The following is a 13,608-nucleotide window of genomic DNA, read 5'->3' as shown; positions in this document are numbered from 1 at the left end:
CTCAGGGTGGGGCACCCGCTGAGATGGCTTCTCACAGAGCTTCTTCTTCGATCGTAAGCTGATCATTGATGTTTTCGCGGCGGCGGATGAGCTGCGAGCTGTTGCCTTCCACGAGCACTTCGGCGGCGCGAGGTCGGGTGTTGTAATTCGACGAAATCGACATTCCGTACGCACCCGCGTCGAGGATGGCGAGTAATTCGCCTTCGGAGGCGCCGGGTAGCCGCCGGTCGCGTGCAAAAAAGTCTCCTGTCTCGCAGATGGGTCCCACCACATCGAACTTGTGGCTTGGCTGACTGGAGGGCGCGACGGGAACGATTTCGTGGTGCGCGCCATACAGAGATGGGCGAATGAGGTCGTTCATAGCGGCGTCAACTACGAGAAAGCGCTTCGAGCCATTGCGTTTGCGGTAAAGGACGCGTGTGAGCAAGACGCCGGCTGGCCCGACAACCGCCCGCCCGGGTTCAAGTAACACTTTAACTCCCAGAGCGGCTAGAGGCTCGGTGATTGCGCGGGCGTAAGTGCGCAACCGCACGGGAAAATCCGCGGCTGAGGATTCGTGGTAGGAAATCCCCAGACCTCCTCCGGCATCGACATAACGAATCTGGTGGCCATCGGACTTCAAAGCACGGACCAGGCGGGCCACCCGCTCGATGGCGGCTCGAAAAGGATCGGGAGAGACAATTTGCGAACCGATATGAACGCTTACTCCCGCAACCTCCAGCCCGCGAAGACGAGCCATTTCGAGGTAAAGCTTGCGGGCGGCGGAGATTGGGACTCCGAATTTGTGTTTCTGGAGGCCGGTAGATATGTAGGGATGGGTTTCCGCAAACACGTCGGGATTCACGCGCAGGGCAACGCGGGCGGTTTTGTGGAGATGGGCAGCCCGTTGCGCGAGCAGGGTCATCTCACCTTCACTCTCCACGTTGAAGAGCAGAATGCCGGCATTGAGGGCCTGATCCATTTCTTGCGCGGTCTTACCGACGCCGGAGAAAACCACTTGCTCCGCCGCTCGCGGGGCAACTCGCAGAACGCGCTCCAGTTCGCCGCCAGAGACGACATCGAACCCCGATCCCAGGCCAGCCAGAAGTTTCAGGATCGAAAGATTGGAGTTCGCTTTGACTGAATAGCAGATGGCATGGGGACATTCGCCGAAATCCGCATCAAAGGCCAGGTAACGGTCACGAATCGTGGAGGCGGAATAGACATAAAGGGGAGTGCCGTAGGTCCCAGCCAGGCGTTGCAGGGGGATATTCTCGCAATGCAGAACGCCTGCGGACTTTGCTTTGCCGGACCCTTTGTAGGCGAATGCGGGTGGCCGCCCTGCGAATTTCGAATGCCGTGCCGTCATTGGGACTGGGCAACAGCGGAATCAACCACCTTGAGCGCAACTATGGTTTGATCGTCGAACTGGGGAGCTCCAGCAACATGCTGACACACGGCGTCAAACAGAGCCTGGACGATCTGGGAAGCGCTGTCGTCGCAATGACTCTTGACGAGTTCTTCCACACGTCCGCGGCCGAACAGCACGCCGTGAGGATTGGCTGCGTCGGAGATACCATCGCTGAAAAAGAGAAACACATCGCCGGGCTCGCCCTGAAAGCTGAGCTCGTCGTAGTCCACCTTGTCAAAGAGTCCCAGAGGAAGGCCGGTAGCTTCGATGCGCTGGACCTCGCCATTATGACAATAGATGGGCCTCGGCATGCCTGAATTGGCGACTTTCAGCACTCGTTGATCATCCTGCCAGATGGTGTAGAGCAGGGTGACGTACTGGGTGTCTACTCGCCGCTCCCCGAGCGACGCATTAATGCGCTGCAACATCTCGGCAGCGCCGGGCCGCTCGGCAGCCTCGGACCGCAAAATTCCGCTGACCAGTGAGGCATAAAGAGCAGCCGCCGGACCCTTGCCGCTGACGTCGCCGATAGCCACAGCGGTGCAGGATGTGCATCCCTGGGAAGTTGTGGGATAGGTGACGAAGTCGTAGAGATCGCCTCCGATTGCCTGTGCCGGCTGAAACTTCGCCGCTACCTGCGCGCTACGAAGGCGGGGGTATCCTGCCGGCAGCAGGCGGAATTGCAATTCACGCGCCAAGGCAAGATCGTGCTCTAAGCGCTGCTCCTGCCGGGCGACTTGCTCGTACAGGCGGGCATTCTCGATGGCGATCGCAATCTGGGCTGCCAGCGTGGAAAGGGTGCGCAGGTGATCTTCATTGAAGTAGCGGCGGCGAGTGTGCTCCAGGTCGAGAACCCCGATCACCTTGCCTTTGTAAATCAGCGGGACTGCCAACTCGGAACGAGTCTCGGGATTGACGTTGATATAGCGTGGGTCCTTGGTGACATCCGGCACCAGCACGGGCTCATGGTGGGCCGCGGCGTATCCGACAATTCCATGACCGATAGGGATTTGCTTTTTGATGTTGATGCTTTCCTTGAAGCGGATCGAAAAGCGGTGTTCGAGCTGTTTTTTCTCGTCGTCGATGAGCAGGATGCTGAACATCTGGTAGTCGATGAGCCGGCTGAGGTCCTCCGCGATGCGCTTCAGTAATTCATCGAGATTCAGAATGGAAGTGATTTCCCGGCTGATTTCGTTTAACAGTTGCAGCGTCTTGGCCTGACGGGAAACACGCGTGTAGAGCCGCGCATGCTCGATGCCAATCGCGATGCGCGAAGCGATCAAGGTGAGAGTCTGCGCGTGCTCGGGCGTGAAATAGTCTGGCTGCGGCGCCTCGATGTCGATCACTCCGATGACACGGTTCTTGAAAATCAGAGGGATTGCCAGCTCCGACCGTACATGGGGATTTCCCTCGATGTATTGCGGTGCTGTTCGGACGTCGTTGACCAGCACGGGTTCGCGGCGCTGGACCGCCAATCCGGTAACTCCATGTCCGACCTTGATGCGCATGCGCTCCACCACTTCTTGTTGATAGCCAACAGCGAAGCGGAAGCGCAATTCCTGAGTTTTGTCGTTCAACAGAAGAATGGCGAAGATTTCGTAATCGATAATGCGGCGAACCAGTTCCGCAATGCGGCGCAGAATGGTGTCAAGATCCAGCGTGGTGTTGACGAGATCCGCCACCTGGAGCAGCAAGGCCTCAACATCGGGCGCGGGGCGCTGGATTTCTACGGAACTCATATGCCTGGATCAGCCCCATGATAGCAGGGTGATTAGAAGGACCCACTTCGACCCGGGATGGGGGCGCCTTTCCTGAAGTCTACTGCATTTCCGGGGGCAGGACGCAAACATCGGGCAGATTGCGGTAGCGCTCGGCGTAGTCCAGGCCATATCCGACGACGAATTCATCAGGAATGACAAAGCCGACGTAGTCAGCCGTCACCGGCGCAATGCGTCGCGAGACTTTGTCGAGTAGGGCTGCGATCTTCAGCGTCCTCGGCTGGTGGGCCAGGAACTTCTTGCGCAAAAAGCTGATAGTCAACCCAGTATCGAGGATGTCTTCCACCAGGATGATGTTCCGGTCCTGAATGGACTGATCCACGTCTTTGACGAGGCGGACTTCACCGCTGCTCTGCTTTTCGGTCCCATAACTGGATACGCTGATGAAATCGAAGGTGGCGTCCAAGCTAATCTGGCGCGCCAGGTCGCCGAGAAAGATGCTGGCTCCCTTCAGCACGCCTACCAGCACGACCGATTGTCCGGCGAAATCCCGCGAGATCTCGGCGCCCAGTTCGGCCACGCGCCGCGCAATCTGCTCGCGCGTGTACAGAACCTTTAATTGAACAGTAGGGGCTGTGGAGGGCATGCGTCAGTTTAAAACAGCACTGAGCAATCAGCAATCAGTCGGAAAACGTTCACACCCCACCCTGTCGCGTCAAAAGCAGACGACGAGGATGGGGCAACCCGGCACCTCAGCAATCAGACTGTTAGACTCAATTTAGGCTTCAGCCGATCTCGCGTCAGACTCGGTTTGATGCGCTTCGCGCCCGCGGCTACAATGCTCGGTCCTACTGGACGAGTGCTACTGATGGGTGCAAGCATGAATTTGAAAGGCGTGAAGATCACGTGGTTGGGACATTCGACGTTTCGCATCGAAACCCCCGCAGGTAAAACCATCTACGTGGATCCCTGGGTGCAGGGAAATCCTAGGTGCCCCGAGAATGAGAAGCAGCCGAAGAAGGTCGACGTGATGTTGTGCACGCATGGGCATGGCGATCATATTGGCGATGCAGTGGCGATCGCACGGAAGTTCAATCCCACGGTGGTGGGAATATACGAGCTATGCCTGTGGATGCAGAAGAAAGGCGCCCAGACCATCTCACCGATGAACAAGGGCGGGACGCAGACGGTGGCGGGAGTCAAAGTGACCATGGTCCATGCCGATCACTCCTGTGGCATCCAGGAGGATGATGGCTCGATCGTCTATGGCGGTGAGGCCTGCGGCTATGTGATGGAATTCGAAAACGGACTGAAAATTTATCATGCCGGCGACACCGCCGTATTCGGTGATATGGAGATTATTCGCGAGCTGTATGCGCCGGAGATTGCCATGCTCCCCATGGGAGATCATTTCACCATGTCGCCGCGTGAGGCAGCTTATGCCTGCCGCCTGCTGCACCCGAAGGCGGTGATCCCGATGCACTTCGGAACGTTCCCCATGCTCACAGGCACGCCCGCGGATCTGAAGAGACTCACGGCTGATCTGGGAGTGCAGATCGTAGAGATGACCCCCGGCCAGACACTGGGATAGGGGATGCCTTCGGAATTTCAGATCGTAAGGAAACTATGCGATTCAATCAAAGCAAGTATCCCGATGCGCAAGTGATCACCGGCGAAGAAGTCGAGAACTATCTTTATTCCATGCTGCCGGAACGCGATGAGGTTCTGCGCGAGATGGAAGCACAAGCGGAAAAGCGCAACATCCCGATCGTGGGCCCAGTGGTGGGCAGGTTTTTCTATCAACTGGCAGGGATGATCGGGGCCAGAAGAGTATTTGAGATGGGTTCTGCGATCGGGTACTCCACCATCTGGTGGTCACGAGCGGTGGGCAAAGAGGGCAAAGTCGTTTACACCGATGGCAGCGCAGCGACCGCCGAGGAGGCGCGCGGATACTTGAGGCGCGCGGGCGTGGCCAGCCAGGTGGAAGTCAAAGTCGGGGATGCGCTGGAAATACTGTCGGAGCAGACCGGAGAGTTCGACATCGTGTTCTGCGATGTGGACAAGGAGGACTATCCGCGCGCCTTCCGGCTGGCGAAAAGCCGGGTGCGCAAAGGCGGACTGTTCGTCGCGGACAACGTGCTGTGGAGCGGGCGCGTAGCCTACGCCGCAGGAAATCCCGGGCTAGAGAAGAAGGCAGAGCCGCAGGACAGCACCCGGGCAATCGTGGAATTGAATCGCAGTCTCTACGAGGCAAAGGATTTCTACACGACCATCGTGCCTTTGCGAGATGGCGTGGCGATAGCCTGGAAGATGTGAGCCAACGACGGTAGACACGATGACACCAGAACAGTTCAGGGGCACGCTGCAAGGTCTCGCTGACGCCTGGTCGAAGAAAGACTACGAGCGGGCGGCGAGTCACTTCGCCCCGGATGTGAAGTACGGCGATCCCACCCGCTATCTTTTCGCCAACCGGGATGAGCTGCTGGCCTTTTTTCGCAATGATGAAGGTTATGATCAGCTGACGGAATGGCATCACGTGTTGTTTGACGAGAAGGCTCAGATAGGCGCAGTCGAGTACACGTATCAGGGCACCTACCGCTATCATGGCGTCGTGTTAATCAAGCTAGCTGGAGACAAGATCACGCACTGGCGCGAGTATCAGCACATTTCCCCTAAAGGCTGGCGGGAGTTCGTGGGCGCGACGTGGTTTTGAAGATTGCCTCTCTTAATGGCTAACCTACATACTGGCCACCGGAATCGCGGTCACATCCTCCACTAGCCCGACTTCTTTCTGCAGGAAGGGTTCCGCGTATTCGACGCCGGCCAGCAAACCGTAGAACCGGGCCATAGTTTCGATCTGCTGGCGGATGTCCCGCTCGGGGACGAAGACGTCCGATCCCGCCTCTTGTGTCGCGTATTGCGATTTGTAGGCCATGAGCGCGCGAAAGCGAGCTTCGAACTGCTCGCTGATATCCACTACGAAGGTTGGGCGGACGTCGTAATACAACGTGGCGTAGAGAATTTTGTTCGGACGGTGAGGCGAGCCGGTTGCGGGAAGTTGCCATCCGGCGGGCCAGGGCGGAGGCGAATACGTCATCTCGAGGCTCGCCGCGGTCACCGAGCTCAGATCAAGCTTCTTCAGCCCCGCGAGGAAACACGCTTCGTAGCCGAGAGTGGAGGCCGTGTAGTGGTCAGGATGACGGCCCTGCCAGTAGGGAAGTATGACTACCTTCGGCTGGAGTGCGCGCACTACGGCGGCGATCTTCAGGCGGTTGGGCAAAGTGTTCTCCAAACGGCCGTCAGGGAGGTCAAGAGCGCCTCGCCAGGAGACGTACAGGATGCGAGCGGCTTCCGCGGCTTCGCGGCGCCGGTCGTCGGCGGTGCCGCGGGTGCCCATCTCCCCACGCGTAAGGTCGAGAATCGCGGTGCGATGACCGCGTTGCGCCATCTTCAGCAGCGTGCCTCCGCACGTCTGCTCGACGTCGTCACGATGAGCGGCAATGGCGAGAATGTCGGCTTGCGGGGCAGAAGCGGCGGGCACTCCCGGCGTCGCTGGCGTCACTTTTTGCGCTCAATCAGGAAATGGGCGAGGTCTTTGAGCGTGCCGGCGCGCGCTCCGAAGGGATCGAGCATGGAGCAGCCGGACTCGACCAGAGCGCCAGCTTTGCGGATCGATTCTTCTAATCCAAACAGTGACGGATAGGTCGCTTTGTCGGCGGCGGTGTCTTTGCCGGCGGTCTTGCCTAATTGCTCGGAGGTCTGGGTGACATCAAGCACATCGTCGATGATCTGGAACGCCAGCCCAGCCGATTGGCCGAAGCAACGGATGCGCTGGATCTGATCTTCGGAAGCTCCGGCATAGCGGCCACCGCTGGTGAGGCTGGCAGTGATAAGGGCGCCGGTCTTGGACCGGTGAATGTATTCCAGCGTATGGGCGTCAGGGTGTTGGCGCTCGGCCTCGAGATCCATCACCTGGCCGCCGATCATGCCATCGATGGTGCCGGTAGCGTGGGCGATGTCGGAGATGATGCCGACGCGCGCTTCCGCAGAACAGGCGAGCCCGGCCAGGACCTCGTAGGCGTAGGTTTGCAGGGCGTCGCCGGCGAGGATTGCCGTAGCTTCGCCAAAGGCTTTGTGGCAGGTAGGCACCCCACGGCGGAGATCGTCGTTGTCGAGCGCGGGAAGGTCGTCGTGGATGAGCGAGTAGGTGTGGAGCATCTCCAGGGCGGCGCCCAGGTCAGCGATCCCGTCGGGCATGGTTCCTGCCACCATGCGGCTGGCCTCCATGCAGAGGATAGGCCGCAGCCGTTTACCACCCGCGAAGACTGAGTGCCGCATTGCCTGATGGATTGAGGGGGGAAACTGCGTGGCAGGCGGCAAAAGGTGTTCCAGAGCCTGGTCGCAACGAAGGCGCCCCTGTTCGAGAGTCTCCTGCAGCATAAGTTGCTCAGTATAAAACACGGCCCCGGACGGTGGCCCGGGGCTCAAATGGCTGGGATTTGAAGGCAAGAACTCTAAGCCGCCGAGATATGAGAGATCTCGGCGTAGTGACGGGCGGCATAAGTGATGCCGGCCACGTCATTGGTAGAGCAGCAATCGACTGCACCAACAGCCAGCACTCTGGCCCATAACTCTTCATCCGCCAGGCGGTGGATACACACGAAGCCAACTTGCGGAAAGTCATGACAGAGCTCTTCGAGTTCCGCAGGAGCCAAGAGTTCCAAGTCGAGAACCGCAACGTCAATAGCTTGCTCGGCCATCGTGGATCGCATGTCATCGATAGAACCGACCATCCCCACCGAACGAAAATGCGAGCGCAGAGACTTGGCGAGCGTTGTTGCAGCCACGAAATCCTGATGCGCAACGACAATGCGGAGAGGCTGCATGAACGGACCCCTTGTGAAATGGTTGGTCTGTGGCGAACCACAGAATTTAAGGTGAATTGACGAGGGACGTTACTTCCTGGTTTCTGCTTTATCAGCCAGAGCTTCGAACGACTCTGCCTGCATTTTGCCGTTTTGCTTCAGCAGGATCTCAACCTTGCCTTCGGCCTCTTCGAGTTCCTTCCGGCAGGAGTTCGACAATTGCACTCCTTCTTCGAAAAGCTTGAGGGCCTGCTCCAGAGCAATATCGCCGCGTTCGAGTTCGTCAACGATCTTCTCCAGCCTCTGCAGACACTCCTCAAATTTCGGCAAGCCCGATCCTCACAAACCAATTCTACTGCAAAGGTCGGGATCAAGATTCAGAAACGCAAACGTTTTTACAAATTTCGGACACCTGTTTTGGAAGGCGCTTCAGGACAGGGAGAGCTGGCTCGGGGGCGAATGTGCGACGCTCTCAGTTCAGAGATCCCCATTCCGGGATTCGTCGCGGCGTCTGCCGTAGACCATTGCCAAGCCAACCATGCCGCCCATCAGCCCGAGGGTAGGGAAGAGCATTACTGCGACCGCGCGGCTGAGCGCGTTCTGGCTGCGGTGGTCCGCATGCTTGGCTGAGGCATAGCACATTGCACAGCCCTGGGCGAAAGCAGGGGAAACGGAAAGCACAAGCCCGAGCATGGTGATCGCGGCTCTCATTGAGCACCTAGTTTCAGGATCCGGTATGCGTCGGGGAAGAAGATGCACATCAGGCACAAGCAGACTACCCCGGAGATCATGATGATGCGGCGCATGCGGGGCATCTCATACTTCATGTGCATGAACCAGGCAATGATCAGCGCAGCTTTCACGATCGATAACGCCATCAGGAAGCTGAGCATACGCACCGGCGATAGCTGCTGATAGGCCAGCATGACTTCCATCCCGGTAAGAACCAGCAGCGAAATCCAGACTACGTAAAAAGGCGTTTTCGAATGATGCCGATGGGCATCTTCTACCTGCGCAATCACCGCGTCTTCGCTTGCCATCCCCAACTCCTATGTAATCTTGGTAGACATCAGGTAGACCATGGGAAAGATGAACATCCAGACCAGGTCTACGAAGTGCCAGTATAAGCCGCTGACTTCCACATCTTCCGGTTTGAAATACTTGCTGCCGGTGCGAATCGCGATGATTCCGAGATAGATCACCCCGATGGTGACATGTGCCATATGCAACCCGGTGAGTGTGAAGAAAGTCCCTCCAAATTGTGGAGCGCCCCAGGGGTTCTTCATTGGGGTCATGCCTTCGGAGATCAATCCCATCCACTCGCGCAGGTGCAGAACGATAAACATAGTTCCGCAGAACATAGTGGCGAGCAGCCATCCGATGGCGGCCTTCCGGTTATTAAAGCTGGCGGCGGAGACGGCCATGACCATGGTCAGCGAGCTGGTAAGCAGGAAACCAGTCATCACGGTGGCATTGATGATGCTGCCGGAGTGGAAGGGAGTGGGCCAGTCGGGGTTGGAGATGCGCCCGTAGGTGTAGGCAAAAAGCAGGGCTCCAAAGGTCAATGAATCGGAGAGCAGAAACAGCCACATGCCGATCTTTTTCGAGTAGGTCCCGAATAAAGACGGCTCATATGGCCGTTCCAAAGCATGCTCCACTACAGTATCCGCCATACGTGAGCTCCAAAAACAGCAATCAGTAGTTCGCAATTAGGAGTCGAGGCTGCGCCTCGACCTCCCAACCTAGCCAAAAACGGGCTAGGATGGGCACCCGCCGCAATTAGCACTAAATGCATAGATCCTTCGCCCGGCGAGCGGGCTCAGGATGACTTCCTCTAAAGCGGAACTGCGCTCCGCCTGAACGGACGGGACATCGGTTCCCACACGGTTCTTTTCAAGCTTCGAACTTCAACAGCGCGAAAATATAAAGCCACAACAGAGCCATGAAGTGCCAATACCAGGCGGTGATGTCCACGATGATGCGCCGGCGCTCCAGGGCTCGTGTGCGGAACGTCACCATTGTCGCTGCGTAGAGCAGGGCGATCAAGCCTCCTATCAGGTGCAGGCCGTGCATTCCGGTCAGAACATAGAAGAATGAACTGCTGGGATTGCTTGCGAGATAGAAGCCGCGCCGTGCCAGCTCCTTCCAGGCCATCCACTGCCCGATGAGAAATGCGAAACCCAAAAGCAGCGTGAGCTGCAGCCAGGGAATGGAGGTCCGCTTCCCGGCCGCGATTCCAGGGATAGCCACCACAGGAGCGATCACCGCCGCCTGAAAGGCGCTTCTGCGGGCCATCTCAATGGTGAAGCTGGCAGCCAGAATAAAGAAGGTGTTGATCATCAGCAGGCCCATGGGCAGGCTGAGCGGCCGCCAATCGTTGACGTAGGTCTGCGTTTGCGAATCCCAGGTTCCAAGGCCCTGACGAACGATATACGCGCTGGTGAAGGAGACAAAGAGCATGAGGACGGCCGCGAGTCCTACGGCAAGACCCAGGCGGTAGCGCCGCAGGGTCTCGCCAAAATCGGGGGCATTGTCGCCGCGCCCGCCGCCGCCACCTCCGCCGGGATAGCGTGAGATCGGGCCTCCGCCGCCACCACCGATCCGTGGCTTCGGTTCCGTAATGGTTGAACTGAATGTCGACATAACACTTCTTGGATTGGATTCTCCGCCGCCTCGTTGCTCCTAGTGTTTGGCCACGGGAACCGCGGGATCGGTCTGCATTATGTAATCCTTCGCGGCGCCCGGCACCCCGTACTCATAGGGACCATTGTTTACCACTGGGATCTTCCCCGCAAAGTTGTCGTGCGGCGGAGGAGTGGCAGTGGTCCACTCTAATGTTGTCGCTTCCCAGGGGTTGTCGGATGCCTTCTTGCCTTTGAACATGCTCCACAACAGATTGAACAAGAAGATGAACTGAGCCGCAATGGTCAGAATCGCCGCGAGGGTAATGAAGAACTCAACGGGCTTCAAAGGATGCAGGAACTGCACCACATCCAGTGACGAATAGCGGCGCGGACGTCCGGCGAGCCCCTCGTAGTGCATGGGCATGAAGATGGCGTAGGTGCCGATGAAGGTCAGGAAGAAATGAATTCTTCCCAGCGTCTCATTCATCATTCGGCCGAACATCTTCGGGAACCAGTAATAGGTAGCCGCAAAGATCCCGAAGATGGCGGCAACACCCATGATCAAGTGGAAGTGAGCCACCACAAAAAACGTGTCGTGCAGCGGAATATCCAGTGCGGGTTGTGCGAGGAACGGCCCGCTCAATCCGCCGGATACAAACAGGGAAACGAAGCCGATGGCAAACAGCATCGGCGTCATGAAGCGGATCTTGCCCTTCCACAGCGTTCCCAGCCAGTTAAATGTTTTGATTGCCGAGGGTACGCCGATCGCCATGGTCATGAAGCTGAAGGCGAATGCCGAGTAGGGGCTCATGCCACTCATGAACATGTGGTGCCCCCAGACCACAAAGCCCAGGATACCGATACCCATCATGGCGTAGACCATGGCCTTGTAGCCGAAGATCGGCTTGCGCGAGAAGGTCGAGAGGACCTGTGAGGTCACACCCATCCCGGGCAGGATGGCGATGTAAACCTCGGGATGGCCGAAAAACCAGAACAGGTGCTGCCACAGCAGCGGCGAACCGCCTTTATGCTTGATGACGACGCCACTAACGTTCAGTCCACCGGGCACAAAGAAGCTGGTTCCCACATTGCGATCCAATAACAGCAGGACGCCCGCGGCTAGTAAAACCCCAAAAGCCAGCAGGCCGAGAATCGCGGTCACGAACCAGGACCAACAAGTGAGCGGCATGCGCATCAGCGTCATACCTCTCGCACGCAGATCCAGCGTGGTGGTGATGAAATTCAGAGCGCCCAGCAGGGAAGCGATGCAGAACAGCGCGATGCTCGTGATCCACAGATCCATGCCCGTGCCCTGGCCGGGTCCAGCCAGCGGAATCGCACTGAGCGGAGCATAGGCGGTCCATCCGCCGAGCGGGGCACCTCCTGACACGAAGAAGGCCGCGATGAGCGCGACAAAGGCCAGGAAGGTTGTCCAGAACGACAGCATGTTCAGCGTGGGGAACGCCATGTCAGGGGCACCGATCTGAATCGGAAGGAAATAATTTCCGAAGCCGCCCTGCGGCGCTGTGGTTAGCACGAAAAACACCATGATGGTGCCGTGCATGGTCAGCAGCGTGAGATAGCCCTCAGGCTTGATGTCACCAAAGAAAGGAATCTGCAGATTGGGCCACACCAAGTGAATGCGCATAAACAGCGAGAGGATCATGCCCACCCATACCGCCGTCAGCGCCAGGAAGAAATACTGCAGCCCGATGACCTTGTGGTCTTTGCTGAAAATATATTTGCGGATGAACCCGGTGGGCGCCGCGTGCACGTGCATAGCAGCTCCCGCCCCGTGACCATTGCTGTTCGCCATTTATTGCTTCTCCGCGATCCGTTGTGCCATCCAGTTGTCGAATTCCGATTGACTGACGACGCGCATCATGGCGCGCATCTTGTAGTGACCGAGGCCGCAAAGCTCGGCGCAGGCGACCTCATAGTCGCCTTCTTTGGCAGGCGTGAGGTGCATGTGGATCATCAGGCCGGGAACGGCGTCCTGCTTGAAGCGCATGGCGGGGACAAAAAAGCTGTGAATCACGTCCACGGAACGAAGCGTAAGATCGATCTGGTGGTTGACCGGCACTACCATAACGCTGGTGACGACGTCGTCCTTGGCGGCCGGATCTGTCGTATCAAGGCCAATGGCTGCTTCAGAGCCCGCGGAGGGATCGATGTTCTCGGCCAGCGTGCGCCCGTACTTGGCGTCCTTGCCGGGATAGCGGAAATACCAGGCAAACTGCATGCCGGTGACTTCCACCTGGAACGCACCAGGCTCAGCCGGCACAAAGCGCTCCGCTGCCCATATCTGCGCACCAACCGCCGCCAGACCAAGAAATAGCAGCGCCGTCAGCGCGGTCCAGATGACTTCCAGGCGGGTATTGCCATGGGAGTACTCGACCTTGGTGCCGCTTTGGTCACGGTACTTCCAGACGAACAGTCCCAACCCCACTTGAGCAGCTATGAACACAATGCCCATCGCGACGAAGGTGCGATTGAACTGTGCGTCAATTGCGCCCCCGGTCGCCGAAGCCAGTGGCGGGAGCCACCACGTGTGTGCAGCAAAAAAGTAGGAACTAGCGAAGGTAATAGCCCAAATCACGAGCAGGAGCGCAAGGCCCATCCTTACCAGTCCTCCGAACGTCAGAAATTTGTCTCTGAATCACAGCCGCCGAGTCCCCACGTGTGCGCTAGAACGATGGCGCGCAGTCTATCACAAAACGATTACCTGTGGTTACCCGGGGGCAAGCGGTAAGGGTGATCGGGTGAACCAGGTAAGTCGAATAGATTGCTTCACAATTAATGCAGTGATACTTCACACTTCACTCGATCCGAACTTCTTACTACTAACTTCACCCAATCACACTTCGTATACTTTGTTCCACGGTCATCGTCCATCCGTACAGGTCCGAAAAAAAACTGCGCGACATCGGGTTTTCTGATTTAGAGTGTCGCCCTCCCGCTGCTGCCACCGGGAGATGGGCAGCAGCTTCCCTCCTCAACCTGCGGATCTG

16 protein-coding genes are annotated in these 13,608 nt (G+C 57.9%); 3 read left to right on the top strand and 13 right to left on the bottom strand.

The features are described 5' to 3' along the window. Window positions 1-31: 31 nt before the first annotated feature. The 3 genes from lysA to hpt all read right to left on the bottom strand — a co-directional run bounded on the left by lysA (window position 32) and on the right by hpt (window position 3,754). Window positions 32-1,348 (bottom strand): diaminopimelate decarboxylase, encoded by a 1,317-nt coding sequence (gene lysA, locus VEG30_14395; GenBank protein HXZ81115.1) that lies wholly within the window; start codon window positions 1,346-1,348, stop codon window positions 32-34. Continuing rightward, entirely contained in the window at window positions 1,345-3,129 is a 1,785-nt protein-coding gene (locus VEG30_14390; GenBank protein ID HXZ81114.1) for a GAF domain-containing protein, read from the bottom strand. The genes lysA and VEG30_14390 overlap by 4 nt, the downstream gene beginning before the upstream one ends. A 79-nt stretch (window positions 3,130-3,208) precedes the next feature. Next, window positions 3,209-3,754, bottom strand: a complete 546-nt coding sequence (gene hpt / locus VEG30_14385) for a hypoxanthine phosphoribosyltransferase (protein ID HXZ81113.1) — start codon at window positions 3,752-3,754, stop codon at window positions 3,209-3,211. A 222-nt stretch (window positions 3,755-3,976) separates the two neighbouring features. Here hpt and VEG30_14380 point away from each other — a divergent pair, with 222 nt between their 5' ends. From VEG30_14380 to VEG30_14370, 3 genes are read left to right on the top strand one after another with little or no spacing between them, the layout of a single operon-like run. Then, complete coding sequence (locus VEG30_14380) at window positions 3,977-4,699, top strand: metal-dependent hydrolase (protein HXZ81112.1); 723 nt, start codon at window positions 3,977-3,979, stop codon at window positions 4,697-4,699. Window positions 4,700-4,734: 35 nt separating this feature from the next. Continuing rightward, complete coding sequence (locus VEG30_14375) at window positions 4,735-5,424, top strand: O-methyltransferase (GenBank protein HXZ81111.1); 690 nt, start codon at window positions 4,735-4,737, stop codon at window positions 5,422-5,424. A gap of 19 nt (window positions 5,425-5,443) precedes the next feature. Further along, window positions 5,444-5,821: a nuclear transport factor 2 family protein gene (locus tag VEG30_14370; protein HXZ81110.1), complete on the top strand. Its 378-nt coding sequence runs from the start codon at window positions 5,444-5,446 to the stop codon at window positions 5,819-5,821. A gap of 24 nt (window positions 5,822-5,845) precedes the next feature. Here the strand turns inward: VEG30_14370 and bshB1 are convergent, their stop codons facing one another. From bshB1 to coxB, 10 genes are all read right to left on the bottom strand, one after another. Continuing rightward, window positions 5,846-6,670 carry a bacillithiol biosynthesis deacetylase BshB1 gene (bshB1, locus tag VEG30_14365; protein HXZ81109.1) on the bottom strand — a complete coding sequence of 275 codons (825 nt, stop codon included), beginning with the start codon at window positions 6,668-6,670 and terminating at the stop codon, window positions 5,846-5,848. Continuing rightward, window positions 6,667-7,548, bottom strand: coding sequence for a farnesyl diphosphate synthase (locus VEG30_14360; protein HXZ81108.1), 882 nt, complete (start codon window positions 7,546-7,548; stop codon window positions 6,667-6,669). The genes bshB1 and VEG30_14360 overlap by 4 nt, the downstream gene beginning before the upstream one ends. 74 nt (window positions 7,549-7,622) lie before the next feature. Beyond that, window positions 7,623-7,994, bottom strand: a complete 372-nt coding sequence (locus VEG30_14355; GenBank protein ID HXZ81107.1) for a hypothetical protein — start codon at window positions 7,992-7,994, stop codon at window positions 7,623-7,625. Between the two features lie 69 nt (window positions 7,995-8,063). Beyond that, a complete protein-coding gene (locus VEG30_14350; protein ID HXZ81106.1) occupies window positions 8,064-8,303 on the bottom strand; it encodes an exodeoxyribonuclease VII small subunit in 240 nt (79 codons plus the stop codon). A gap of 147 nt (window positions 8,304-8,450) precedes the next feature. Beyond that, window positions 8,451-8,684: a hypothetical protein gene (locus VEG30_14345; GenBank protein HXZ81105.1), complete on the bottom strand. Its 234-nt coding sequence runs from the start codon at window positions 8,682-8,684 to the stop codon at window positions 8,451-8,453. Next, a complete protein-coding gene (locus VEG30_14340) occupies window positions 8,681-9,013 on the bottom strand; it encodes a cytochrome C oxidase subunit IV family protein (protein HXZ81104.1) in 333 nt (110 codons plus the stop codon). Before VEG30_14340 ends, VEG30_14345 begins: the two co-directional genes overlap by 4 nt. Window positions 9,014-9,022: 9 nt before the next feature. Next, the gene (locus VEG30_14335; protein HXZ81103.1) at window positions 9,023-9,646 is read right to left on the bottom strand and encodes a cytochrome c oxidase subunit 3; all 624 of its coding nucleotides are present in this window, start codon (window positions 9,644-9,646) and stop codon (window positions 9,023-9,025) included. A gap of 220 nt (window positions 9,647-9,866) precedes the next feature. Continuing rightward, window positions 9,867-10,616 (bottom strand): cytochrome c oxidase subunit 3, encoded by a 750-nt coding sequence (locus VEG30_14330; protein ID HXZ81102.1) that lies wholly within the window; start codon window positions 10,614-10,616, stop codon window positions 9,867-9,869. A gap of 39 nt (window positions 10,617-10,655) precedes the next feature. Beyond that, window positions 10,656-12,413: a cbb3-type cytochrome c oxidase subunit I gene (locus tag VEG30_14325; GenBank protein HXZ81101.1), complete on the bottom strand. Its 1,758-nt coding sequence runs from the start codon at window positions 12,411-12,413 to the stop codon at window positions 10,656-10,658. Further along, the gene (coxB, locus tag VEG30_14320) at window positions 12,414-13,217 is read right to left on the bottom strand and encodes a cytochrome c oxidase subunit II (GenBank protein ID HXZ81100.1); all 804 of its coding nucleotides are present in this window, start codon (window positions 13,215-13,217) and stop codon (window positions 12,414-12,416) included. Window positions 13,218-13,608: the final 391 nt, after the last annotated feature.

It is taken from the genome of Terriglobales bacterium (genome assembly GCA_035624455.1).
Classification (GTDB): Bacteria; Acidobacteriota; Terriglobia; order Terriglobales; family Acidobacteriaceae; genus DASPRM01.
The sequence above is the reverse complement of the archived record's forward strand: the minus strand, read 5'-3'. Positions and strand labels throughout refer to the sequence as shown.

Coding starts and splice junctions, on each gene's coding strand:
- lysA (HXZ81115.1), bottom strand. CDS start 1,348: ATGACGGCACGGCATTCGAAATTCGCAGGGCGGCCACCCGCATTCGCC.
- VEG30_14390 (HXZ81114.1), bottom strand. CDS start 3,129: ATGAGTTCCGTAGAAATCCAGCGCCCCGCGCCCGATGTTGAGGCCTTG.
- hpt (HXZ81113.1), bottom strand. CDS start 3,754: ATGCCCTCCACAGCCCCTACTGTTCAATTAAAGGTTCTGTACACGCGC.
- VEG30_14380 (HXZ81112.1), top strand. CDS start 3,977: ATGGGTGCAAGCATGAATTTGAAAGGCGTGAAGATCACGTGGTTGGGA.
- VEG30_14375 (HXZ81111.1), top strand. CDS start 4,735: ATGCGATTCAATCAAAGCAAGTATCCCGATGCGCAAGTGATCACCGGC.
- VEG30_14370 (HXZ81110.1), top strand. CDS start 5,444: ATGACACCAGAACAGTTCAGGGGCACGCTGCAAGGTCTCGCTGACGCC.
- VEG30_14360 (HXZ81108.1), bottom strand. CDS start 7,548: ATGCTGCAGGAGACTCTCGAACAGGGGCGCCTTCGTTGCGACCAGGCT.
- VEG30_14355 (HXZ81107.1), bottom strand. CDS start 7,994: ATGCAGCCTCTCCGCATTGTCGTTGCGCATCAGGATTTCGTGGCTGCA.
- VEG30_14345 (HXZ81105.1), bottom strand. CDS start 8,684: ATGAGAGCCGCGATCACCATGCTCGGGCTTGTGCTTTCCGTTTCCCCT.
- VEG30_14340 (HXZ81104.1), bottom strand. CDS start 9,013: ATGGCAAGCGAAGACGCGGTGATTGCGCAGGTAGAAGATGCCCATCGG.
- VEG30_14335 (HXZ81103.1), bottom strand. CDS start 9,646: ATGGCGGATACTGTAGTGGAGCATGCTTTGGAACGGCCATATGAGCCG.
- VEG30_14330 (HXZ81102.1), bottom strand. CDS start 10,616: ATGTCGACATTCAGTTCAACCATTACGGAACCGAAGCCACGGATCGGT.
- VEG30_14325 (HXZ81101.1), bottom strand. CDS start 12,413: ATGGCGAACAGCAATGGTCACGGGGCGGGAGCTGCTATGCACGTGCAC.
- coxB (HXZ81100.1), bottom strand. CDS start 13,217: ATGGGCCTTGCGCTCCTGCTCGTGATTTGGGCTATTACCTTCGCTAGT.